This is a genomic window from Streptomyces sp. NBC_01549 (assembly GCF_026339955.1).
Classification (GTDB): Bacteria; Actinomycetota; Actinomycetes; order Streptomycetales; family Streptomycetaceae; genus Streptomyces.
Map to the genome: position 1 here is coordinate 1,690,333 of NZ_JAPEPW010000001.1, position 23,001 is coordinate 1,713,333.

Annotated in this window: 22 protein-coding genes and 1 pseudogene; 7 read left to right on the forward strand and 16 right to left on the reverse strand. The window is 70.2% G+C overall.

Annotated elements, in window-relative coordinates:
• Window positions 1-19: 19 nt before the first annotated feature.
• Window positions 20-652 carry a dihydrofolate reductase family protein gene (locus OG819_RS07190; RefSeq protein ID WP_266628169.1) on the reverse strand — a complete coding sequence of 211 codons (633 nt, stop codon included), beginning with the start codon at window positions 650-652 and terminating at the stop codon, window positions 20-22.
• Window positions 653-1,312: 660 nt separating this feature from the next.
• On the opposite strand from OG819_RS07190, the gene OG819_RS07195 reads away from it, so the two are divergent.
• Window positions 1,313-2,044 carry a hypothetical protein gene (locus OG819_RS07195; RefSeq protein WP_266648520.1) on the forward strand — a complete coding sequence of 244 codons (732 nt, stop codon included), beginning with the start codon at window positions 1,313-1,315 and terminating at the stop codon, window positions 2,042-2,044.
• Window positions 2,045-2,304: 260 nt separating this feature from the next.
• On the opposite strand, the gene OG819_RS07200 is transcribed toward OG819_RS07195, so the two are convergent.
• The 14 genes from OG819_RS07200 to OG819_RS07265 form a co-directional block, all read right to left on the reverse strand.
• The gene (locus OG819_RS07200) at window positions 2,305-2,526 is read right to left on the reverse strand and encodes a hypothetical protein (RefSeq protein ID WP_266648522.1); all 222 of its coding nucleotides are present in this window, start codon (window positions 2,524-2,526) and stop codon (window positions 2,305-2,307) included.
• 152 nt (window positions 2,527-2,678) lie between these two features.
• Window positions 2,679-3,329 (reverse strand): OmpA family protein, encoded by a 651-nt coding sequence (locus tag OG819_RS07205; RefSeq protein ID WP_266628165.1) that lies wholly within the window; start codon window positions 3,327-3,329, stop codon window positions 2,679-2,681.
• 2 nt (window positions 3,330-3,331) lie between these two features.
• The gene (locus OG819_RS07210) at window positions 3,332-3,928 is read right to left on the reverse strand and encodes a hypothetical protein (protein WP_266648524.1); all 597 of its coding nucleotides are present in this window, start codon (window positions 3,926-3,928) and stop codon (window positions 3,332-3,334) included.
• A gap of 15 nt (window positions 3,929-3,943) precedes the next feature.
• Window positions 3,944-4,555 carry a pilus assembly protein TadG-related protein gene (locus OG819_RS07215; RefSeq protein ID WP_266652599.1) on the reverse strand — a complete coding sequence of 204 codons (612 nt, stop codon included), beginning with the start codon at window positions 4,553-4,555 and terminating at the stop codon, window positions 3,944-3,946.
• Complete coding sequence (locus tag OG819_RS07220) at window positions 4,552-4,782, reverse strand: hypothetical protein (RefSeq protein WP_266648526.1); 231 nt, start codon at window positions 4,780-4,782, stop codon at window positions 4,552-4,554. Before OG819_RS07220 ends, OG819_RS07215 begins: the two co-directional genes overlap by 4 nt.
• A gap of 105 nt (window positions 4,783-4,887) precedes the next feature.
• Window positions 4,888-5,619 (reverse strand): response regulator transcription factor, encoded by a 732-nt coding sequence (locus OG819_RS07225; protein WP_266648527.1) that lies wholly within the window; start codon window positions 5,617-5,619, stop codon window positions 4,888-4,890.
• Window positions 5,612-7,009, reverse strand: a complete 1,398-nt coding sequence (locus OG819_RS07230; RefSeq protein WP_266648528.1) for an ATP-binding protein — start codon at window positions 7,007-7,009, stop codon at window positions 5,612-5,614. The genes OG819_RS07225 and OG819_RS07230 overlap by 8 nt, the downstream gene beginning before the upstream one ends.
• Window positions 7,010-7,029: 20 nt before the next feature.
• Entirely contained in the window at window positions 7,030-7,920 is an 891-nt protein-coding gene (locus OG819_RS07235; RefSeq protein WP_266648529.1) for a DUF5936 domain-containing protein, read from the reverse strand.
• A gap of 16 nt (window positions 7,921-7,936) precedes the next feature.
• Complete coding sequence (locus OG819_RS07240) at window positions 7,937-8,878, reverse strand: type II secretion system F family protein (RefSeq protein WP_266648531.1); 942 nt, start codon at window positions 8,876-8,878, stop codon at window positions 7,937-7,939.
• Between the two features lie 49 nt (window positions 8,879-8,927).
• Window positions 8,928-10,268 carry a CpaF family protein gene (locus OG819_RS07245; RefSeq protein ID WP_266648533.1) on the reverse strand — a complete coding sequence of 447 codons (1,341 nt, stop codon included), beginning with the start codon at window positions 10,266-10,268 and terminating at the stop codon, window positions 8,928-8,930.
• Between the two features lie 44 nt (window positions 10,269-10,312).
• The gene (locus OG819_RS07250; protein ID WP_266648534.1) at window positions 10,313-10,681 is read right to left on the reverse strand and encodes a TadE family protein; all 369 of its coding nucleotides are present in this window, start codon (window positions 10,679-10,681) and stop codon (window positions 10,313-10,315) included.
• The gene (locus OG819_RS07255) at window positions 10,678-12,297 is read right to left on the reverse strand and encodes an AAA family ATPase (protein ID WP_266652601.1); all 1,620 of its coding nucleotides are present in this window, start codon (window positions 12,295-12,297) and stop codon (window positions 10,678-10,680) included. Before OG819_RS07255 ends, OG819_RS07250 begins: the two co-directional genes overlap by 4 nt.
• A 153-nt stretch (window positions 12,298-12,450) precedes the next feature.
• Entirely contained in the window at window positions 12,451-13,164 is a 714-nt protein-coding gene (gene cpaB / locus OG819_RS07260; protein WP_266436464.1) for a Flp pilus assembly protein CpaB, read from the reverse strand.
• A 139-nt stretch (window positions 13,165-13,303) separates the two neighbouring features.
• On the reverse strand, window positions 13,304-14,179 hold the full coding sequence (locus OG819_RS07265) for a hypothetical protein (RefSeq protein WP_266628147.1): 876 nt from the start codon (window positions 14,177-14,179) through the stop codon (window positions 13,304-13,306).
• Between the two features lie 355 nt (window positions 14,180-14,534).
• Here OG819_RS07265 and OG819_RS07270 point away from each other — a divergent pair, with 355 nt between their 5' ends.
• Window positions 14,535-16,232: a glycosyl hydrolase family 18 protein gene (locus OG819_RS07270; RefSeq protein ID WP_266648536.1), complete on the forward strand. Its 1,698-nt coding sequence runs from the start codon at window positions 14,535-14,537 to the stop codon at window positions 16,230-16,232.
• 116 nt (window positions 16,233-16,348) lie between these two features.
• Here the strand turns inward: OG819_RS07270 and OG819_RS07275 are convergent.
• Window positions 16,349-16,968 (reverse strand): annotated as a pseudogene (locus OG819_RS07275) (IS5 family transposase); the annotation flags it as partial.
• Between the two features lie 286 nt (window positions 16,969-17,254).
• On the opposite strand from OG819_RS07275, the gene OG819_RS07280 reads away from it, so the two are divergent.
• The 5 genes from OG819_RS07280 to OG819_RS07300 all read left to right on the forward strand — a co-directional run bounded on the left by OG819_RS07280 (window position 17,255) and on the right by OG819_RS07300 (window position 22,924).
• Window positions 17,255-17,824 (forward strand): dihydrofolate reductase family protein, encoded by a 570-nt coding sequence (locus OG819_RS07280; RefSeq protein ID WP_266648538.1) that lies wholly within the window; start codon window positions 17,255-17,257, stop codon window positions 17,822-17,824.
• An 8-nt stretch (window positions 17,825-17,832) separates the two neighbouring features.
• A complete protein-coding gene (locus tag OG819_RS07285) occupies window positions 17,833-18,774 on the forward strand; it encodes a GNAT family N-acetyltransferase (protein ID WP_266648540.1) in 942 nt (313 codons plus the stop codon).
• Window positions 18,775-18,868: 94 nt separating this feature from the next.
• Window positions 18,869-19,765 carry a virginiamycin B lyase gene (locus OG819_RS07290; protein ID WP_266648542.1) on the forward strand — a complete coding sequence of 299 codons (897 nt, stop codon included), beginning with the start codon at window positions 18,869-18,871 and terminating at the stop codon, window positions 19,763-19,765.
• 44 nt (window positions 19,766-19,809) lie between these two features.
• Window positions 19,810-20,160: a YciI family protein gene (locus OG819_RS07295; RefSeq protein ID WP_266648544.1), complete on the forward strand. Its 351-nt coding sequence runs from the start codon at window positions 19,810-19,812 to the stop codon at window positions 20,158-20,160.
• Window positions 20,161-20,239: 79 nt separating this feature from the next.
• Window positions 20,240-22,924: a LuxR family transcriptional regulator gene (locus OG819_RS07300; RefSeq protein ID WP_266648545.1), complete on the forward strand. Its 2,685-nt coding sequence runs from the start codon at window positions 20,240-20,242 to the stop codon at window positions 22,922-22,924.
• The last annotated feature ends 77 nt before the right edge of the window (window positions 22,925-23,001 follow it).

Consider the following 23,001-nt stretch of genomic DNA (forward strand, 5'->3'; position numbering starts at 1 on the left):
CGGCGCGCGGACAACACCTTTATGCGTCGGTGGTACCGGGGTCGGGATCGGTGACAGTGACGGTGACGGTGGTCGTGGCGGCGCTGTCGCATTCGTACCGCAGGAGTACGACCCCGTTGCCGAAGGCCCGTGACTGGATGAGCCTCAGACCGGTCGGGGTGCCCGACTCCGGGAACAGTGGTTTGCCGCGGCCGATGATGACCGGATGCACGTACACCCGGAACTCGTCGACCAGGTCGTGCCGCAGGAACGCGGCGGCGAGGTCGGCGCCGCCGAGGCCGAGGTCCCCGCCGGGCTGTTCCTTGAGCACCCTGACCTCGTCCGGTACGACGTCCCGGACGATCGTGGTGTTCCAGTCGGCCCGCTCCAGCGTCCGCGAGTACACGAACTTGGGGATGTCCCGCCAGATCCCCGCGAACTCGACCGTCTCAGCCGTACTGTCCGGGCTGTCCGGATCCTGGTCGGCCGTCGGCCAGAACCCGGCCATCAGCTCGTGCGTCACCCGCCCTTCCAGCAGGCCGCCGAGCTTCCCGATCTCCTCGTTGAAGTGGCGGTGCAGCTCCGCGTCGACGCGGTGCCAGTCGATCTCGCGGTTCGGTCCCTCGATGAATCCGTCCAGGGACACCGACATCATCAGGACGATCCTTCTCATCGCATCCTCGCCGGGGTCGTTGCCGGGGTCGTTGCCGGGCCATTCCGGGAGCATGGTGACAGGAGGCTCAGCCAGTCGGCCAGGCCGCGCCGGACCGTGTCGCCCCCTCCGGAATGCAGCGGCGCCGCGGCGGCCACTCCGTGGCCGATCCCTTGCCCGGCGGGTCCGGCACCGACGACCAAGGAGAGGGCACGGGAGCCGCCCCGGCCCCGCAGTAGCGATCAGCGTCTCTCACGGCCGCTCGGGCCGCCCTTGGGACATGAGCCAATTGGGCATCCCGTCTCAGGAATTCGTCGATGTGTATCGCATACGTCCAGGTCAGAGGCCTCACGTCAGCAACCCCCTGAGACTGAAAAGACACTTACCCCTCCCAGGGCCTTTTTCGGCCCTGGGGCCGTGCCTGGTTATCCACAGGGGGGTGGGTGGCGGGCGGGAGTGCGGGAGAGTTGGGGGGTGCGAGAGTTGCGGGATGTGGCCCGGGCAGGGCTGTTGCTGACGTCGTGGGCGGTGGGGGAAGGGTGGTCTCGTCCCTCTCTCTTCCGCCGCCTGAAGGAGGAGGGGTGGACGGGGCTCGGGCAGGGTGTCTGGGCGGAGCCGGGGGCAAGGACGGACTTTCGGATACGGCTCAGAGCGGCGCAGCTGACCACACCGGAGCTCGTGGTGAGCCATCGGGCGGCGGCTTGGTTGTGGCGGATCGAACTCCTACGGGTGGAGGCGGAGTTCACCGATCCGGAGGGGGTTCGGAAGCGGACGGGGGTGCGGGTACACCGCAGCGCGTTGCCGGCCGAGGACGTGGTCGAGCGGGGTGGGCTGCGGATCACGAGCGTCGACCGCACCTTGGCCGACCTGCTCCTGTCCGGGCCCCGGGACGAGGCTCTGGTGGCCGTTGACTCCGCGCTCGCCCGCCGCACGGTCACGGCGGGCGAACAGCGAGTCCGTCGGGTGCCGCTCACCCGGCTCGACGCAGTCGCCGCCGCCCTCGGGCAGCGGTCGCGCGGCGCTACCCGGGCCCGCGGCTGGCTGACGCTCGCCGACCCGGCGAGCGGGTCACCGGCGGAGACAGTGGCCCGGCTGCGGATGCACGACGCCGGGCTGCACCCGGAGACACAGGCCGAGGTCGTCACCTTGGCCGGACGTGTCCTGCGCCCCGACTTCCTGCTCCGGGCACAGGGCGTCGCCGTCGAGATCGAGGGGTACGCATACCACGGCCGCCGCGAGGACCACCGCCGGGACGTCGCCCGTTTCAACGACCTCCAGCAGTGCCCCGAAGTCCGGATCGCCCTGCGATTCACCGCCGAGGAGGTGTTCCGCTCGCCGGGGACGGTGATCGCCACGATTCGGCGGGCGGTGGGGAGCGGGGGTGCGGGAGGTGGTGCGCCTCGCCTGCCTTGAAGTCGCGGACGAGGGTACGGACTGCGCCCCGTGTCATCGCGTGAGCAGGCTCGGCGTCATGGCGTGGGCGGGGGTCCGCGCCACGCCACTCCTCGCCTTGCCCCCTCTCGGCGCCGGGAGGCCCTGCGAGTGCTCGGTTGTCTTGTACGGGACCTGCGAGGGCGATCGGGAAAGCGCGGGAGACGAGAGGCTACGCGGATGTGGGCGGTGCTGCCGTGCAACGATGCTGTGGCGGAGCCGTAGCGTGCGGCTCGGCGCGGTCAGCCGCAGGGCGCGTCCGGGGCGGCCGTCGGGGCGATGCGGAGCCGGGAGATGGGGAACTTGAGGGCGTGGCCGGAGGCCGGGAACTTCTTGGTGCCGAGCTCCCAGAGGACGACTGTGCCGCCGGAGTCGCCGCCAGCACGGCTCTCCTTCCAGGCCTCATCCGTTACCTGTCGACGATAGCCTCGCGACACCGCGACGAGGCCCGCTCCAATCGCCACCAGCAAGCAGCATTCAGGCCTCGTGGGGTGCGGTGGCCGCTCCAGGATCGTCCCCCTTGTCTTCACACGCCTTCTCGAAGAGTTGGCAGTCCGTCCGCGGGCCCTTGATGCTCACGACCGCGACGACACAGTGGTCGAACCTGGTCAACCGGTCAGCCCTGTTCGCTCTCGCTCGTGGACGCGCCCCTCGGGAACGTCACCTCCACCCGGCGGTTCTTCCTCCGGCCCTGCTCCGAGGTGTTGTCCGCGATCGGGTAGTCCTCGCTGTAGCCGCGCACCTCGAAGGTGACGTCCGTCGAGCCGAGCGCCGCCGCCAGTTCGTCGTGGACGATCTCCGCGCGCTTCTTGGAGAGGACCAGGCCGTGGGCGTACGAGCCGAGGTTGTCGGTGAACCCGAACACCCTGACCGTCGTCGCCTTCTGGTTCTTGATCTCGTCCGCGATCGCCTGGATACGGGAACGGGCGTCGGGGTTCAGCTTCGAACTGTCCTTGGGGAACAGCACCTCGGCCTGCAACGCGAACGTCACGTCCGAGTTGGTGTCTTCGCGGCGTTCCTCGCCGCCGAGGTCTTCCACGACCGACTTGATGTCCAACACCTTGGCCGGCGCGAGCGTGGCGCCGTCGGCGAGCTTCAGGCCGGGGCTGGTGGGGTCGACGGTGGGGGGTGGAGAGGTGGTAACGCTGCCCGGCGGGGCACTGGGATCGGTGCCGTCGGCTTGCGCCGGGCCACCGGTGAGGCTCAGCGCGGCCAGTACGGCGAGGGCCGTGAGCGTGGTCGCTGCGCTGCGGGGTGGGAGGGCCATGGTCACTCGCCGTCGGAGATCTGGATGGAGGCGGGGGGCATGGAGCCGACTTGGAAGTCCACATTGGTGGTGTCGGCGGGTGGGGCTGGGAACTGGGCGAACCAGTCGGCGGTCGCGCCCGGGCGGACGCCGCCGGTGAACTTCGTGCACAGACAGCGCCCCGAGGTGTCCCTGAGGATGAAGTACTTCTTCTTGCCCTTCTGGTCGATCAGGCTGGCGCCGGCGATGGAGCCGCCGTTCCTGGCCAACTCGCTCTCGTCGCCGAGCCACTCCGCCGCGACCCACAGGGCACTCGTGTTGTTCGTAACTGTCCCCTCAACGGTCACAAAGCCTCCCCCGTCACGCTTCGCGGAGCTGACCGTGAGCACCAGGCCGCTCTCGCCCCTGACCTCGGCGAGCGGGGCGGTGGTGGACTCAGGGGCCTTCGATTGCGTCGCTCCGCCGGTGCTGTTCGTCGCGGAGGATGACGAGGACGAAGACCCCTTGTCGGACTTTCCACTGCCTCCCCCTCCGCAGCCGGCCACCGTGAGGAATAGCCCAGTCGTGATCGCCACCGTGCTCAGCGCCCTGCGGCCCTTCATGGTGTGCCGAAAGTCCATCGGTACGGCTTCCTCTCACTCGGCCAGATGCACAGAGAACAGCACGGACGCATCCGGAAGATCACCCGGATCGAAATCTCCGGGGTCGATGTTCAGGGTCTCGCCGTCACACTTCAGCTCGACGGGCTTCTTGGGATCCGCGGCCGGATCGAAATCGCAGCGCGGCTGGATGACGGCGACGGCGTGGGCGGTCGCGTGCTTGGCCTCCGTGCCGGGAATGATCGACCTGCCGACCGTGTAGTTGGTCTGGATGCTGGCCTGGTAGCCGGGATACCCGTTCCTCATGCCGAGTTGCAGGCGGCCTTGAAGGGTCGAATCGTTCTCGGCGGCCAACTGCTGAGCCGCCGCGTCGGCCCCCGCGCCCTCCGGCCTCTGCACGCCGTCGAGCCAATCCAGCCAGTTGTCGTCCGTGCCGATGGCGGCCCCCAGGTGGTCCATCAACTCGTCCCGGGCGCTCTGTGCCGCCGCCAACGCCGCAGCGTCCGCCGCGGATTGAGCTCCATTCCGGGCGGACGCTGCTTGGGCGAAGGCGAAGCAGGCGAAGGCGGCGAAGAGCAGAATCCCTGTCAGCCAGATGTAGATGGGAAGGGTCTGCCCCCGGTCGCCCCGCAGGTGTACGGCGGTCAGCCGCCGATGACGTTGTTGACCGCGGTCCCGATCGCTCCCGAGATCGTGCCGGCCAGATTCAGACCCCTGATCATCACGAAGATCCCGGCAATGAGGATCATCAAGCCCGCATACTCCACGAACCCGGCGCCCGCATCCCGCTCCCGCCCCCGCACCCGGTCGGAGACCGCACGCACCCAGGTTTCCACCCGAACCGTCGCCCTCAGCTTCCAGTACTTCGTCACCATGGCCCCTGTCCTCCCACCCGACGCCACCACTACCGACCCGAGCACCGTACGTGAGACCGTGCCTACTCCGGGTGGGCCCAGGGGCCCAACTTCGCCTCGGTGGAGTCATCGGCTCCACCCCTCGCGTGCCGTGCCCAGCCAGTGGGCGATCGCTTCGCTGCGCGAGGAACTGTGCAGCTTTGCGAAGATGCGGTTGATGTGGTTCTTGACGGTCTTCTCGCTGATGAAGCAGGCGGCGGCGATCTGCCGATTGCTCATGCCGGACGCGATGAGATCCATGACCTCCACCTCCCTTGAACTCAGGCCGAAGTTGAGCCGATTGGGCACGCGGCGATGGAGCCTCGCCGCGAAGCCGGACCGGGCCTTTGACGACTGTGCCACAAGCGGTTGCATATGCGAAGAGGAATCGTTCGGTTCGTACGAAACACCGAGTGAATCCGGGACAGTCGCCCTCGCGTGCCGTATCTCCCGTACGGCGGAGATCAGTTCGGCGGCCGTGAACTCGCCGTGGACGAGATAGCCGACCGCGCCCCGGCGCAACGCCTCGGCCACGACCTCGGGTTCGCGGCTGTAGGTCAGCATCATCACGGGGGCGAGCAGGGAGAGGGCGGGAAGGGCCGTCAGCCCGTCCGTGCCGGGCATGCGGACGTCGAGGAGGATGACGTCCGGGCGCAGTCGGGTGGCGGCCTCGATGGCCTCTTCGCCGTCGGCCGCCTTCGCGACCACTTCGAGGTCCGGGTGGCCGTCGAGCAGCGCGGCCAGGCCGGCCCGTACGACGGGGTTGTCGTCGGCCACGAGTATGCGGAGGTTCGGGCCGGGAAGTGCCTGTTCAGGCATGTGCGGCCTCCTCTTGGTGGGTGGGGGGAGGGTGGGGGACGGCGGAGGAGTGCGGGAGGGTCAGGTGGATCTCCGCGCCTCCTTGCGGGGAGCGGTTCAGATCGATGCGGCCGCCCAGCGACGCGGCTCGCTCCGCCATGCCGAGCAGACCGAAGTGGCCGGATCTGGTCAGGTCGTCGAGGGCGACGGACGGGGGCAGACCGACTCCGTCGTCCCGTACGCGCAGTGCGCACTCGGCTTGCGACACCTCGAGTTCCACCGTCACCCGCGTCGCGTCCGCGTGGCGGTACGCGTTCTCCAGCGCCTCGGACACGATCGCCAGGACGTGGTGGGCGGTGGCGTACGGGAGGACCGGGGGCTCGCCCCGGTGGTGGAGGGTCGTGGGGAGGTGGGTGCGGGACTCGAAGGCCCGGACCCGAGTGTCGAGTTCGGACAGGACGTCCGTGTTCGCGCTCGTGAGGTCCGTGTGGCGGCGCAGGTCGGAGAGGAGGTCGCGGGACTCCGCGGCCGCCCGGCGGGCCGCGCCCGCGACGATCGTCGCCTGCTGTCCCAGGGTGCGCGGGTCCGCGTCTCCGGCGGCGGCCGAGGTGGCGAGGGCCTCGGCAGCCAGGGCCAGTCCGTGCAGGGTCTTGGCGACCGAGTCGTGCATCTCGCGGGCCAGTCGCGCCCGTTCGGACTCCACCGCCTCGGCGACGGCCAGGCGGGAGTTCGCCTCCGACAGCGCCTGGCTCGCCGTACCGAAGCGGAACATCAGGTTGCGCAGGGTGACGCCGATGATGCCGGCGCCGACGCAGAAGCCCGCGATGAGCAGGGTGCTGGCGCCGGCTCCCGGGTGGTGTTGCCAGGCCCTGTACACCGTCACCAGGACGATCAGCTGGAGGCCGGTGAAGATGCCCGAGCCGCGCCAGCCGTACAGCAGGCCTGCCAGAAGTGGGGTGCAGACCGTCGCGTACGCGAGGGGGGAGGCGGGGGACGCCGTCAGAAGCAGGACCGCGCCGAAGGTCAGGTCCACGGCCATGAGGCCGGGGTGCGCGAGGAGGCGGGGGCCGAACCGGTCCCAGTCCCTGAGCATGGCGTACGAGCCCATGACGCCGAGGACGGCGGCGGCCAGGACCGTGTAGCGGGGTGGGCCGTTCACGGCGTTGGTCATCGCGAAGGGGGCGCCGATGGCGATCGCGGCGAGGCGGACTCCGAAGGCCTGGCGGCACAGGGCCTGGAGGGCGTTGAGCTGGAGGCGGACGCTTCCGGGGGCCGGGGCGTCGTCGGCCAGGTAGCCGTCCTCGGTACTCGCGAGGTGCCGCCGCGCCCACAGGCGGGTCAGCCACGGTGGCGGCTGCGACAGCCGCAGCGAGAGAGTGGACAGCGTCCAGAGCGGTGACGGGCGCGGCATGGGTGTACGGCGGCTGTTCATCAGCGGCCCAGGATCGAGCCGAAGTTCGTGCCCGACCCCAGGAACATGCCCGTGGCGATCAGGATCATCGTCGCCGGGAGCATGAAGACGAGGGTCACCATCGTCGCCTTGGGGATGGTCTTGGCGGCGCGGCGGCGGGCGTTCTGGGCGTCCGTGCGGCGCATGTCCGTGGCGAGTTGGATGAGGGTCTCGGCGATGGGGGAACCGAGCTCCTCGCCCTGCTGCAGCGCCGAGACGAACTGGGCGACCTGCTCGGAGGAGTTGCGTTTGCGCAGTTCGTCGAAGGCCTGGCGGCGGCTGACGCCCATGTCCATCTGGCGCAGGGTGATGCGCAGTTCGTCCGCCCAGGGGCCCTCGTACTTCTCCGCGACCCGGTCCAGTGCCTGGCGGAAGCCGAGGCCCGCCGAGACCACGACCGCGAGGACGTCGAGGAAGTCGGGGAGGGTGCGGTCGATGACCTCCTTGCGTTCGCGGACGGCCTGCCAGATGAGGGCGTCGGCCGCGACGAGCCCGAAGGTCAGGGTGAGGACGGCGAACAGGAGTTGGCCGTTGGAGAGGAAGACGAGGCCCAGTACGACGCCGAAGATGCCGTACACCGTGCGGCGGGCGGCGTAGCGGTTGAGGGTCAGACCGCCGGGGTTGCCCGCCATGTCGATGCGGCGGCGTTTGGCGTCGACGCGGCGGGGGCCCATCAGGCGCAGCACCGTGGGTGCGAAGCGCATGCCGAGGCGGTCCACGGCGGACTCCGCCGTGGAGACGCGGGTTCCGCCGACCTCCAGGGCGAGCGCGAGGTCGCTCGGGAGTTTGGCGTCGGCGCGGATCATGCGGATGCCCAGCAGGGCGCCCGCGACGGCCCCGGCCGTCAGGAGGGCGAGCAGCAGTGCGAGCAACGTGACCCCTCCTCTCTCAGACTTCGATCTTGCCGAGGCGGCGGATGACGAAGAAGCCGACGGTGTAGAGGCCGAGCGAGATCAGGACGAGGGCCTGGCCGAGGCCGGAGCCGGTGACGCGGGCGAGGGCGCCCTCGTTCGAGGAGTTGATCAGGAGCAGCGAGCCCAGGCCGAGCATCGGGACCGTGAAGGCGGTGGCGTTGACCTCGGAGAGCATGGTGCGGACCTCGCGGCGGGTCTCTTTGCGGTCCTCGAGGGTGTGGGTGAGGTTACGCAGGGAGCTGACGACCGAGCCGCCCGCCTTGTTGGCGAGGACCAGGGTCGTGACGAGGACGATCAGCTCACGGGAGGGGAGGCGTTCGGAGAGTTCACCGAGGGCGTCGTCGATGGTACGGCCCAGCATCAACTGGTCGGCCACGTGCGCGAGTTCTTCCCCCGCGGGGGCTTCGAGTTCCTCCGCCGCCATCGCCAGTGCCGTCCGCAGGGCCAGGCCCGCGGCGGTGGCGTTGGCCAGCAGGCGTGCCACGTCAGGCAGTTGGCCGATGAAGGCCTCGATGCGTTTCTGGCGCTGCCAGTTGAGGAAGACGACCGCGCTCCACACGCCCACGAGGGCGGCGATCGGACCGAAGAAGGGGGCCAGCACCGACGCGGCGATCAGCCACAGCGCGACGACGACGGCGGTGACGTACGTGGCGAACTCCCCCGCCGTCACGTCCAGGCCCGTCGCCGACAGGCGCAGATGGATGGTGCGGCCGAGTCGGGTGCGGCGCAGTCGGCGGTCGACCGCGGCGAAACGGCGTACGCGGCCGGCCGCGGTGCGCAGCGGGCCGCCGCCGGAGAGGCGGTCGACGAGGGCCTGACGCTGGGCACGGCCCGAGGCGTACATGTGGACGCCCGCGACGGCGAGGGTGCCGCACAGGACCGTCGCACCGAGGGCGAGCAGGGCGGGGTCGTTCATGGCTCACACCTCCAGAAAGGGTTCACGATCCGCACAGGATTCACCGTCCTCATCCGATGGCCCGCCTCGTGTCGAGTACGTCGAGGACCTCGCCCACGCCGAACGCGGGCGGCAGCGGTTCGTTGGCGACGTACAGCTTCTCGGCGACCTGGCGCGGCACCGGAAGGTGCTCGAAACGGCCGTGTACGACGCGGTCGGGTCCTGCGGGGCGGGGGACGAAGCGGGTGACGGGGACGACGCGGAACTGTTCGCGGCCGTGCGAGACGACCAGGGCTATCTCGGTGACCTTGCGTGAGCCGTCGGCGTGGCGGGTGAGCTGGACGACGACGTCCACGGCCGAGTTGATCTGGTCCTTCAGCGCCTCGAAGGGGATCTGGACCTCGGACATCGAACCAAGGGTCTGGAGCCTCATGAGGGCGTCCTCGGCGGAGTTCGCGTGGACGGTGGCCAGGGACCCGTCGTGACCGGTCGACATGGCCTGGAGCATGTCGAGGGTCTCGCCGCCGCGGACCTCACCGACGATGATGCGGTCGGGGCGCATACGCAGGGAGTTGCGGACGAGGTCGCGGATGGTGATGTGGCCCTTGCCCTCGACGTTCGGGGGCCGGGACTCCAGCCGGATGACGTGTTCCTGCTGGAGCTGGAGTTCGGCCGAGTCCTCGATGGTGATGATGCGCTCGCGGGACGGGATCAGTCCGGAGAGGGCGTTGAGCAGGGTCGTCTTGCCGCTGCCGGTGCCGCCGCTGACGATGACGTTGAAGCGGGCCCGCACGAAGGCCGCGAGCAGCATCAGCATCTGCTCGTCGAGCGAGCCGAGGTCGATGAGTTCGGGCAGGGTGTACGCGCGGGGGAAGCGGCGGATGGTGAGGGTGGGGCCGGTGAGGGCGAGCGGCGGGATGATGACGTTGACGCGCTCGCCGGTGGGGAGCCGGGCGTCGACCATGGGGTTGGACTCGTCGACGCGGCGGTTGACCGTGGAGACGATGCGCTCGATGGTCTGCATCAGCTGGTCGTGGGAGGCGAAACGGAGAGGGAGCTGTTCAACCCGTCCCGCGCGCTCCACGAAGATGGAGTCCGGCCCGTTGACCATGATCTCGGTGATCGACGCGTCGGCGAGCAGCGGTTCCAGGACGCCGAGGCCGAGGGCCTCGTCGACGACCCGCCGGATCAGCTGGGAGCGCTCGGCGGAGGACAGGACCGGGCCCTCACGGCTGATGATGTGGCCGAGCACGCGCTCCAGACGTACCCGCCGTTCGGCTGCCGCCAGGCTCGACATCTCCGCGAGGTCGATCTCCTCGAGGAGCTTGGCTCGGTAGACGGCGACGAGGTGTCCGTCCTCGCGGGCGGGGCCCGACTCGTCGGGGGTGGAGAGTCGGCTGCGCAGACTCATGGGTTCAGCTCCTCCCGGTCATTCGTCGGTTGTCCGTTTCCGGTTCAGTTGTCGGTGGGCATGGTGGCGTGGCGGGTGACGGTGTAGGGGCCGAAGAGGGGGATGACGCCGGGGACCGTGACCTGGACTGTGGCGGTGGTGACGTCGGTGTCTTGAGCGGGCGGTGGCACGTTCGGGTTGAGCCAGCCGCTCACGGCGGCCTGCCCGGCCGCCGTGCCGTCGCCGCCCTGCGAGGCGACCCGTGCCGCCGCCCGCGCCCCCGTCCCCGCCTGGTTGATCCCGTACCCGATGAGGCCGAGCTGGATGGCGGCCATCCCGATGACGAGCAGGATGGGCAGGAACCCGGCGAACTCCAGCATGGAGACGCCCCGGTCGCCGCGGAGCCGACGCTTCAGCCACCGCAGGGACCTCATCCGTTGTCCCCCTCCAGCGCGGCGCCCGCCTTCCCCTGCACGTGGAACCCGGCGTCGAAGCCGGGGAAGAAGAGCGGCACGTCGACCTTCACGGTGGCCTGCATCACCGAGCCCGCCCGGCCGCAGCTGATCTTGGCACCGTTCCAGGCGCCCGGCAGATGCTTGCTCCCGGCCGTCTGGCACGCCCCGGGTACGTCACCGTTGACCGCGTACGCCGCCGTCGCCGCCCGTGCCGCCTCGTCCGCCGCGTTCCCGGCCAGCGAGTACGAGTAGCCGTACAGCACGCACTGCCAGAGGATCGTCATCACGACGAGCAGGATGGGGAACATGCCGGCGAATTCGAGGGTGACCGCGCCCCGGTCACCGCCCTTGCGCCGCAGGGCCAGCGCGCCCCGGTCCGAGGAGGTCTTGCGGCGCCTGCCCCCGCCCCCGCCGGTCTCCTGGGCGACCACCAGTCCCAGTTCCGCCGCCAGCGCCCACAGCGCCCCTTTGACCGTGGAGCGGGCGTCCAGGTCCTGGAGGCGGCCGGCGTCGACGACGGACTGGAGTTCCTTGAAGGCGGCGGGGACGGGGGTGCGGGCGACCTTGGTACCGGTGACGCGTTCGACGAGGGAGGGCTGGATCTCCGTACCGCGTGCGAAGCGGTTGACGACCGTGGTCGTCTCCTCCGCCTTGCGGATCTGGAGGCGGTCCCACATGCGGACCATGCGTTTGGCGGCACGGACCGCGACGACGTCGGGGGTGACGAGGAGGAGGGCCCGGTCGGCCATCTCGACGGCCGCCGCGGTCGCGGAGTTCATCTGGGCGCCGCAGTCGACGACCACGACGTCGTGGCGGGAGCGCAGGGCGGACAGGACCTGGCGGGTGACCCGGTCGGTGACCTCCTCGCCGCGTTCGCCCTCGGCCGGGGCCAGCAGCAGGCCCACTCCGCTGTCGTGGGTGTAGACGGCGTCCTGGAGGACGCGGGGGTTGATGTCGCTGATTCCGGCGAGGTCAGCGATCGACCTGCGGAACTGGACGTCCAGGTACGAGGCCACGTCCCCGGACTGGAGGTCGAGGTCCACCAGCGCGACGCTGCGCCCCGACGCCTGTGCGGCGAGGGCGAGTTCGACGGCGGTGACCGTCGCGCCGACGCCGCCCTTCGCCCCAGTGACCGTGACGACGGTGCCGCCGGGGCCCGTGTACAGCTCGGGCGTGCCGCTGCCGAGGTGGCGGCGCATGCCGAGCGACCATCCGGCGGCGGCCTGGACGCGTTCGGCGAGGGCGTCGTAGCCCAGCGGGAGGCCGATGATGCCGCGGGCGCCGGAGTCCATGGCGGCGGTGAGGATACCGGTGCTGGTGTCGGCGGTGATGAAGACGACGCCGACCGCGGGGAAGCGCATCACCACGTCGCGGATCAGGTCCAACGCGGGGACGGGGCCTATGCGTTCGTGGACCAGGACCACTTCGGGCAGTTCGTCGAGGGACTCGGCGGCGAGCCGCGCCAGCGTGTCGAGGAGCGCCGTCGAGTCGGGGAGGGGCGGGGCGGGTTCGGCGTCGGCGAGCTGGCTCAGCAGGGTGGTGAGCGCGCGGGCCGAGTCGATGTCACCGACGGCCGGGAGGATACGGATGGTCATCGGCGCGTCCCCGTGATCGTCGGCCTCGTGGTCATCGACCTCATAGCCGTCGACCTCGTGGTCATCGACCCCGTAGCCGTCGACCTCGTACTCATCGACCTCGTGCGGGGCCATCGGCGCAGCCCCGTGGGGATGGACTTCATGCGCGGCCTCCTACTTGTCCTCGTCGAGGGTGTACGTACGGTCGCCGGGGGCGACGGTCGCGTCGGAGCCGCCCGCGACCAGGGCCAGGCGGACATGTTCGGCGAACGACTCGGCGAACGCGACGCGTTGGGCGTCGGCGGTGTCGAGCGCGAAGGTGATGGGGACGGCCTGGGTGGCGCTGTTGCGCCGGTCGGTGCTGGACTGGCCGGGGTCGAGGGCGGTGAGTTTGCCGACGTCGATGACGCGGGCGTTCGCCACGATGACCTTGGACTGGTCCTTCTGCTTGTCGTTCTCGGCCTTGAAGGTGGCGTAGATGTTGACCCGGGAGCCCGGGTCGATCTTCCCGGCCACGCCGGTCGCCGCGTCGATCATGATCGCGATCTCCTGCTGGCCCGCTTCCAGCGCGGGCCGGTCCACGATCATGTCGGTCTGGAGCAGGGAGCCCTTCTCCAGCTGGGTGACGGCGATCTTCCCGCGGATCTGGCCGAGGTTCGTGACCGCGGTGCTCGACAGCCAGCGCTTGGGCATCGAGACCTTCTGGAACTGGTCGGCGGACAGTTCCTTGTAGGGCGCGATGTCGCTCTTCAGGCGGTACGCCGCCACCTCCGGGCCGACCTTGGAGTTCACGTCGCGGATCACCGAGAGCACTCCGGCGAAGGCGCCGAGGGCGCACAGGACCGAGAGGACCAGCAGGATGACGCCGCGGCGCTGGCGTGAGTTCATGACGCGGACAACCTCGATCGTGGGGCGGGGACGGCGGGGTCGAGCGGTCGTGCCTGGTGTGGTTCGACGTGTCGATCAGCGTGTTGTCGATCAGCGTGTTGTTGTTGATCAGCGTGTTGTTCGGCCGTACGGACGTGGCTTATGTGCCGCCTCGGGGCAGAGCGCGTACTGGGGATGCTGCCCGCACAGTGGCCACCGGAAGCTCAGGAGGCGGGGGCAGCGGTGCGGCACAGAACCCGCAGCGGTCGCCGATGAGTTCGAGACCGCACCAGTGGCACTCCTCCCGGCGGACGGACGACACGAGCTGGTAGAGCACGGAGACGTCGTACAGACCGGCGGCGAACTCGGCGAGCTTGGTGGTGCCCCACCAGCGCGCCGACTCCTGGGGCAGCGGTACGGACGCGACGCCCTGCACACGCCAGGCGGGCGCGAGGGTCGCGGTGACCCAGTCGGAGGGCGGCTGACCCGCGGCGACGAGCAGCCGGGTGGCGAACTCGGGCCCGGTCAGCTCGTCCTGCCCGATCCGGGCCAGCTGCGGGCGCGGATGGGACAGTACGGCGAACTGGGCGCCCGGCACCCAGGACTTGGCGTGCGACTTCAGCGTCACCGGGACCCGGTCGAGCTTGGCGACCGAGCCGAGCAGGGCGCCGGCGTAGATGTAGTGGGCGAGCAGCCGGGCGGAGGAGGCGAGCACGCCCGGGCTGAAGTCGCAGACCGACAGCTGCCGCAACTGCTGGGCCAGTAAGGCCACTCCGAGCGGCGGCAGGTCGATGCCGAGCAGGGCGATGCGGTCGCTCTCCAGGACGGAGCGGACGGTGTGCAGCCGCCGGGTGACCGCGTCCTCGACCGAGGCCGGGTAGAGCGCGATGACGTATCCGTGCTGCTCGATGAGGGCGTGCATGCCCGTGAGGGAGCTTTCGAGACTGTCGAGGGGCTGGACCACGGCGGGTGGGGTCTGCCGGTCGTGCGGTGGGAGCACCAGATCGGGACTGGTGACGGCTATCGCGGTCGGCACGCTGCACACACCCCGTTCACTGTGGCGGGGTGGTCGACCACCGCCTCAGATGGCCCCTGTGACGTCCTCTTGCATCAGCACCATATCCACGGCATGGCCGCCTCAACACCGAATCTTCCAGATCAACTCACGGAAGGTACGGGCTTGATCAACGGAGAGTGAGACGAATATGCCACAAGTCGCCCACCCTGTGGGCCCATTGAAGGGTCCGATCACCCCCGCCGCCCGCCAGAGGTCTTGACAACCGAATTGGTCTGGACCAACTTGTACGCAGCAACGTCCGCCGGTGGCCACCGTTCCGCATCCCCTCTCCCCCCTCCCCTCACCGGAGGTCCCAGTGGACCGCGTCATACGTATGCCCCGACCGCCCCGACGGAGATGGGCGGGCGCCCTCGCCGCCGTCGTCACCGCCTCCGTCCTCTCCCTCACCGGCCTGGCCGGCCAGGCCCAGGCGGCGGACGTCAACAACGCCAAGAACGGCGGCTACGAGTCGGGCCTGAGCAACTGGACCTGTACGGCGGGCAGCGGTACGACCGTCTCCTCACCGGTGCACGGCGGCTCGGCCGCGCTCAAGGGCACGCCCGTCGGGCAGGACAACGCCCAGTGCACCCAGGCCGTCGCGGTCAAGCCCAACTCGACGTACACGCTGAGCGCGTGGCTGCAGGGCGGGTACGCCTATCTGGGCGTGACGGGCACCGGCACCACGGACGTCTCGACCTGGACCCCCGACTCCGCCTCCTGGAAGCAGCTCTCGACCACCTTCACCACGGGCGCGTCAACGACCTCGGTGACGGTGTACACGCACGGGTGGTACGGCCAGGCCTCGTACTACGCCGACGACCTCTCGGTCTTCGGCCCCGACGGCGGCGGAGGCGGCGACCCGGCCCCGACGGTCCCCGCGGCTCCGACGGGCCTGTCGGTTCCCTCCACGACGTCCTCCTCCGTCTCCCTCTCCTGGAACACGGTGTCGGGCGCGACGGGCTACAACGTCTACCAGGCCGGTACGAAGGTCCAGTCGACGACGGGAACATCGGCGACCGTCTCGTCCCTCGCGGCCTCCACCTCATACTCCTTCCAGGTCACGGCGACCAACGCGGCGGGCGAGTCGGCGAAGTCGACGGCGGTGACGGGCACGACGACCGCGTCCTCGGGCGGTGGCGGCGGCACCCTGCCCAAGCACGCGGTCACGGGCTACTGGCAGAACTTCAACAACGGCGCGACGGTCCAGAAGATCTCCGCCGTGCAGTCCCAGTACGACATCATCGCGGTGGCGTTCGCGGACGCGACGGGCACGCCGGGCGCGGTGACCTTCAACCTCGACTCGGCCGGGCTCGGCGGCTACACGGTCGACCAGTTCAAGGCGGACATCAAGGCGAAGCAGGCCGCGGGCAAGAAGGTCGTCATCTCCATCGGCGGCCAGAACGGCACCGTGTCGATCAGCGACTCCACGTCCGCGACGAACTTCGCGAACTCCGTCTACTCCCTGATGCAGACGTACGGCTTCGACGGCGTCGACATCGACCTGGAGAACGGCCTCAACGCGACGTACATGACCCAGGCCCTGCGGTCCCTCTCCTCCAAAGCGGGCTCGCCCCTGATCATCACCATGGCCCCGCAGACGATCGACATGCAGTCCACGTCGAACGCGTACTTCCAGACCGCCCTGAACATCAAGGACATCCTGACGGTCGTCAACATGCAGTACTACAACAGCGGTTCGATGCTGGGCTGCGACGGCAAGGTGTACAGCCAGGGCTCGGTCGACTTCCTCACGGCCCTCGCCTGCATCCAGCTCCAGGGCGGCCTGGCCCCCTCCCAGGTGGGCCTGGGCCTGCCGGCCTCGACGAGTGGCGCGGGCAGCGGTTACGTCTCGCCCTCCGTGGTGAACAACGCCCTGGACTGCCTGGCCAAGGGCACGAACTGCGGCTCCTTCAAGCCCTCAAAGACCTACCCGGACCTGCGCGGCGCGATGACCTGGTCGACGAACTGGGACGCGGCGGCGGGCAACGCCTGGTCGAACTCGGTGGGGGCGCACGTGCACGCGCTCGGCTAGAAAGGCGCCCTTCGGCCGGACACGGTGCCGGCCACCCCATGCAGGGGTGGCCGGCACTCGCCTGTCGGCGTTGCGTTTGATAATGCGCCGATGTGATGAATCCACCCGTGACGGATGACGAAGTGGTCGGGTTTGCGCTCGTAGCGGCGGTGCAGGCGCCGGCAGCCGGCGAGCCGGGCAAGGGTGCGTTCGACGGCCCAGGTGCGTGGAATTCCCGATGCCGCGGCGAGCGATGCGGGGGACGATGCCCCGCGGGCGTAACCATCGCCGCAGGTGGAAGTAGTCGTATCCCCTGTCCGCGTGCAGCTTGACCAGGCGTCGGCGTCGTCTCCGACGGCGTGAGCGAATCGGTGGGATGCCTTGCACGACCGATTGCGGGGCTTGCCGTCATGGATGCTGGCTGCGGATATTCCCAGCGAGATGGGCAGGCCGCGGCGATCGACGACGAGGTGGATCTTCGATCCGCTCTTGCCACGGTCAGGCGGATACGGTCCGGTCAGAGGCCCCCCCCTTGACCGCCCGGACGCTCACGGGGTCGATGGCGCACCGCGACCAGTCCAGCTCACCCTGGCTGCCGAGTTCGTCGAGGATCAGGCGATGCAACTTGGCCCACACTCGAGTCCGCGACCACTCGGCGCACCGGCGGAACGCGGTCACGCCCGATAGTCCGCCTGCGACCGCCACCTCGTGGTCGCGCCGGAGGCGGCGGCAGCACCCGCTGAAACAGCTCCGACAACCCGTTCCTCTTTCCAGGCGGGGAGGTCTGTCTGGCCGGGTTGCCGCTGGTTCGGTGAACTCCGCACGGTCTGCGACCACTTCATGGCTTCCACCGTGCCCCTGACTCGGGACGCGCAGAAGGGGCGGCCCTGACACCCCGGCCCGCCGGTACCGACCCCGACACCGCTACCGATGCCGTTCCGGGCGAGGCGGGTCACGTTACGTCGCGATGACCGATGCCCTCCTGAACCGGGGTGCCTAGTGTCATCTCGTCCCTGGTGGCAACGGATCGGAATCGGACCCGCATGCGTCTGCTCACGTACCTCGTCGGCTGCAGTGTCGACGGCTTCACCGCCGGTCCTGACGGACAGTGCGCCCCCTTCGGCTTCGACGGCGATCTCAAGGCCGCCGTTCTGGCCGAGTACCCCGAGACCGTCCCGGACCATGCCCGCAGGTCGCTGGGCGTCGTCAGCACGGCGAACAGATTGTTCGACACGGTCGTCATGGGGCGCGGCGTCTACGAATCCGCTCGGGCGGCCGGTGCCGACAGCCCGTATCCCTGGCTGCGGCAGTACGTGGTCTCCTCGTCCCTGAAACGGCCCGCGTCAGGCGTCGATGTCGTCGCCGAGGACCCGGCGGAGTTCGTCCGCGGGCTGAAGCGGCGGCCGGGCATGGGCGTCTGGCTGTGCGGCGGCCCGGTGCTGGCCGGGCGCTTGCTGCACGAGGTCGACAAGCTCGTGGTCCACCGCCACCCGGTGGTGTTCGGGGCCGGCGTTCCACTGTTCCACGCGGCATTCGACCCTGCCGCCTTCACGCTGACCGACTTCCGGGTCTTCGCCACCGGCGCGACTGTCACTACGTACACCAAGCAGTAGGAGAACACGTGTTGTTTCGCCCCACGACCGAGGCCGATCAAGAGCGTGTCGCAGCAGTCATCGTGGATGAACCGGTGGGCTGGATCGACGCCGACCGCTACCTGGACGAGTTGAAGCAGGGGATGTACCGGCCGGAGTGGACCTGGATCGCCGAGGACGACGGGCGGATCGTGGGCCGTTCCTTGTGGTGGGGACAGCAGGACAGCGCTCACCCCGTCGCCCTGGACTGTCTGCATGTCGACCCGACGCTCCCCGACCGCGCGGAGGTGGCGGCCGGGCTGCTGACCGCCGCGCTGCGGGCGTTCGCCGACGCCGGTGCGCCCAGAACTCCGCTGTACAACCTGACGCTGCCCGTCGGCTGGCGTGACACCCCGGCCGCGGTGGCCGCCGTGGAGTGGCGGCGCCGGGCCGCCGTGGCAGCAGGCCTCACGCACGAGGTGGAACGGCTACGCCTGCAATGGACGGCCGACGTCGGCCTCCCCGCGTCCAGGGGCCGGCTGACGTTCGCCCCCGCTTCGGACGAGGAGTTCCTCCGGCTGTTCCGTCGGATAGCCGTCGGCAGCCTGGACGACGAGACACGCAGGAACATCGCCGTCAAGGGCGCCGAAGCCACGGCCAGGGACGAGATGGACTTCTATCTCGGCTGCCCCGGTCGGCGCGAGTGGTGGCGCGTGGCCCACACCCCGGACGGGCAGGTCGCGGGCCTCGCCCTCCCCTCCGCGACACCGTATGCCCGCAACGTGGGCTACCTGGGCGTCGTCCCCGAGTTCCGCGGCCATGGGTACGTGGACGACCTCCTCACCGAGATCACCCTCATCCACGCGGAGTCCGGTGCCGAACTGATCACAGCCACCACGGACACCGGCAACGCCCCCATGGCCGCGGCCTTCGCCCGCGCCGGCTACCGGACTTCGGAGATCCGCATGCTGTATTCGGCGCCGGTGGCGTAGGGCGGAGAGACGGAGGCCCCCTCGCCCGGGGGAGACGGACGGTTGATGAAGGGCGGCAGCGGGCGCGCCGTATGAAGAGAGGAGAGCCGGTCTGATGCCGGTTTTCATCGAAGAGTTCACCTTGGCCGGGAGCGGCAGCGGTCCCTACGCGCTCACCACGGGCCCGGACAGGGCGCTGTGGTTCACGCTGGTTCACAGCGGGGGCATCGGGCGTCTCGTGCCCGGAGGGATACTCACGCACCATCAACTCGATCCGGACTGCGGGCCGACGATCATCGCTGTCGGGCCGGACGACGCCTTGTGGTTCACCGAGCACCGGGCGCACCGCATCGGCCGGATCACCCTCGACGGCAAGGTCGAGGAATTCACCGTGCCGACCGCGAAGTGCGGTCCGTTCGGAATCGCCGCCGGCCCGGACGGAGCGCTGTGGTTCACCGAGACCGCCGCCGACCGGATCGGCAGGATCACCACCGACGGCCGGGTGACCGAGTTCCAGCTGCCGGCTACGGGGAGCTACCCCTCCGCGATCACCGCAGGCGCCGACGACGGGATGTGGTTCACCTTGAACCAGGCCGACGCGATCGGGCGGATCGGCATGGACGGAGCCGTCACTCTGCACCCGTTGCCGACCAGGTCCGCCGCCCCGGTGGGCATCGCGGCCGGGCACGACGGGGCGGTCTGGTTCGTAGAGATCGGTGCAGGGCAGATCGGGCGGATCACTCCCGACGGCGGGATCACCGAGTTCCCGCTGCCCGACCGCACGTCCCGGCCGCATGCCATCACCACCGGCAGCGACGGCACGTTGTGGTTCACCGAGTGGGCCGGCAACCGGGTGGGCTCCCTCACCCCCGACGGCACTGTCACCGTGCACGACCTGCCGACCCCGGGCTCGGAGCCACACGGGATCGCTCTGGGCCCGGACGGAGCTCTGTGGACAGCGCTGGAAATCGGCGCACTCGCCCGCGTCGGCGTCCGTGTCCGCACGCAATGAAGCAATGAAGCAACGAAGCAACGAAGCAACGAAAGGGAACGCTCATGAAGTACGCACTCGTGATCTTCGAGACCGATGAGTCACGCCACCGGATCCGGACCGACCGGGCCGCTCACCGAGCGGCGTACGAGACCTGGATCGGCAAGATCGCGGCGGCAGGCAAACTGATCAGTGGCGATGCCCTGGACACCGAGTCGGCCTCCGCGACGACCGTGCGCAAGACCACCGAAGCAGCGCCCGCCACGGTGACCGACGGGCCCGCACACCCCGGCGAGGAGACCCTGGGCGGCTGGTTCGTCATCAACGTGGCCGACCGTGAGGAAGCCGTGGAACTCGCCAAGGGGCTCGGCACCTTGGAGACCATCGAGATCTGGCCGGTGCTCCAAGGCACCTGAGGACAGCCCGTTGCGGCATCGCCCCTCCCCGGACGTACAGTGTCGATCATGATGCTCGGTTGCTGGCGGGGGGCGGACGGTGCAGGGGCGCGCAGACGAACGACGGCACATCGAGCGGCTGCTCGCCAACTCTCGGCGCGGAGCGAGCAGTTCACTGCTGCTGCACGGCGAGGCCGGCATCGGCAAGACCACTCTCCTTGAGCATGCGGCCGCCCACGCGGACGGCATGCGCGTGCTGCGGGTCGAGGGCATCGAGTCGGAGATGGAGCTCGCTTTCGGAGGGCTCCATCAGCTCTTCCTGCCGGTGCTCGATCTACTCGACCGGCTGCCGGGACCGCAGGCCGGGGCTCTGCGCGCCGTCTTCGGCCTGAGCGACGAGCCCGTACGGGACCGTCTCACCCTGGGGCTCGCCACACTGTCGCTGCTGTCCGAGGCGGCCACGGACGACCCCCTGCTGTGCCTGGTCGACGACCTGCAATGGCTCGACCGGCCGTCCGGGGACGCGCTGACCTTTGCCGCCCGGCGGCTGCGGGACGAAGGCATCGTCGTGCTCTTCGCCACCCGCGGCACCTCGCCGGAGAGCGGATCGAAGGCGCTGCCGCGCGTACACGTCACCGGCATCGACCGGCGGTCGGCCGTGGCGCTCCTGCCCGGCCTCGCTCCCCCGGTCGCCGAGCACATCCTCGACCAGGCGCAGGGAAACCCGCTGGCGCTGCGGGAGTTGGCCGCCGCGCTGACCCCGGCGCAGCGCGCCGGACAGCTGGGGCCGCTGGCGCCGGCCGAGGCGCGGCCCGAGCTGCCCCATCAGCTCCAGGACGCGTTCGCACAGCAGATCCGCCGCCTTCCCGACGCGACCCAGCGCACTCTCGCGGTGGCCGCGGCCGACGACACCGGGAACCTTCCCACCGTGCTGGCAGCCGCGGGCCGGCTCGACGGGGAGGTCAGGGATCTAGAGCCCGCCGAGCGTGCCGGACTGGTCTTCGTCTCCGCGCAGAAACTGCGTTTCCGGCACCCCCTCATCCGGTTCGCCGCCTACCAACAGGCCCCGCTGGCCTGGCGGATCGCGGCGCACCGGGCGTTGGCGGCGGACCTGGACGGCGCCCAGCACGCGCACCGGCGCGCCTGGCACCTGGCCGCCGCGACGACCGGCCCGGACGAAGAGGTCGCCGCGGAGTTGGAACGGGTCGCCGAGTGGGCCGGAAACAGGCAGGCGATGGCGTCCGCGTCCGCGGCGTACGAGCGAGCCGCCCGCCTGACCGCCGATCCGCACCGGCACGCCCGCCGCCTGATCACCGCCGCGCAGAAGGCGAGCGAGGCCGGCCAGGACGAACGGTGCCGCGCTCTCACCGACCAGGTGCCACTGCCGTTGCGGGACCCAGGGATGGCGGCGGACTTCGCCCGTGTACGCTCCGTGGTCGAGCTCGGCTACGGCAGCCCCCGCCGAGCCGCCCGCATCCTGGCCGACTGCGCGGACACAATCTCGGCCGACCGCCCCGACAAGCTCGCGCCACTGCTGACCGACGCCATCCACGCGGCCTTCTGCGCGGGCGACGCACCCCTCATGGTGGAGATCGGCGTCCGCACACCCCATCTGCCGATCCTGGCCGTGCCCGCCCACCTCCTGGCGGGCGACCTGCCCGGCGCGCGCCGGGCCCTGGACACTCTCGTCCGGGCCGGACGCCTCGCCGACGCCGGGCTCATGGACCAGTTGGTGACCGCGATCTACTGCCACCTGATGGCCGATCACGCGACCGCGCACAGACTGGCCGCCGCGGCGGTCGCCCACTGCCGCGAGCAGGGTATCGGTGGATGGCTGCCCACCACGCTGCATCTGCGCGCCCAGGTGGAGCTGGCGCTCGGCCGGCTCGACGACGCGCACGCACACGCCACCGAAGCGCTCCGGCTGGCCGACGGCTACGACCTGGACCACCGAGCAGCCCATCTGCGCGCCCTGTTGGCGGTGCTGGCCGCCGTCCAAGGGGAGGAGGCGCAGACCCGGAAAATGGCCGAACAGGCACTGGAGTACACCCGCCCGCGCGAGGTCGGACGGGGCGCGGCGGAGGCGCTGTGGGCGCTGGGGCTGCTCGACCTCGCCCTCGGGCGGGCGCAGGACGCGCTGCGCCATCTGGAGGCGGCCCGGCAGGCGGCGGGCCACCCCTTCCTGGCCCGGCACCTGTTGCCGGATCTGATCGAGGCGGCCGTGCGCGCCGGACATCCGGAAGGGGCGCGGGCACCCGCGGACCAGCTGATGACATGGGCGGCCGACCTCGGACAGCTCCACTTCACGGCCCAAGCGCACCGCTGCGCGGCCCTGACCAGCCCGGACACACAGGCCGAGCAGCACTATCTGGCCGCGTTGGACCTGCACACCGACGGCAACGACTTCGATCGGGCGCGTACCCAACTCCTCTACGGCGAATGGCTGCGCCGCTCGCGCCGCAAAATCGACGCCCGCGACCAACTGCGCACCGCACTGAAAATCTTCGATCAGCTGAACGCCCGACCCTGGGCCCACCGCGCTCGCACGGAACTCCAGGCAGCCGGCGAAACCCACGACCCGTCCGACGCCACCGACTCCCCCCTGACTCGCCTGAGCGCCCAGGAGCGCGAAGTCGTCCGCCTCGCGGCCACCGGCGCCACCAACCGCGAAATCGCCACGCACCTGTTCCTGAGCCCACGCACCGTCGGCCACCACCTCTACCGCGCGTTCCCCAAGCTCGGCATCACCTCCCGAACAGAACTCGCCGACCTGCTCACGCCCTGACGGGCGCAGAAGAACAGGCAGGTCAGCCACCACGCCATGCTCGGCATCGCCCGACTCCACAACCTCAGCCTCGCCGG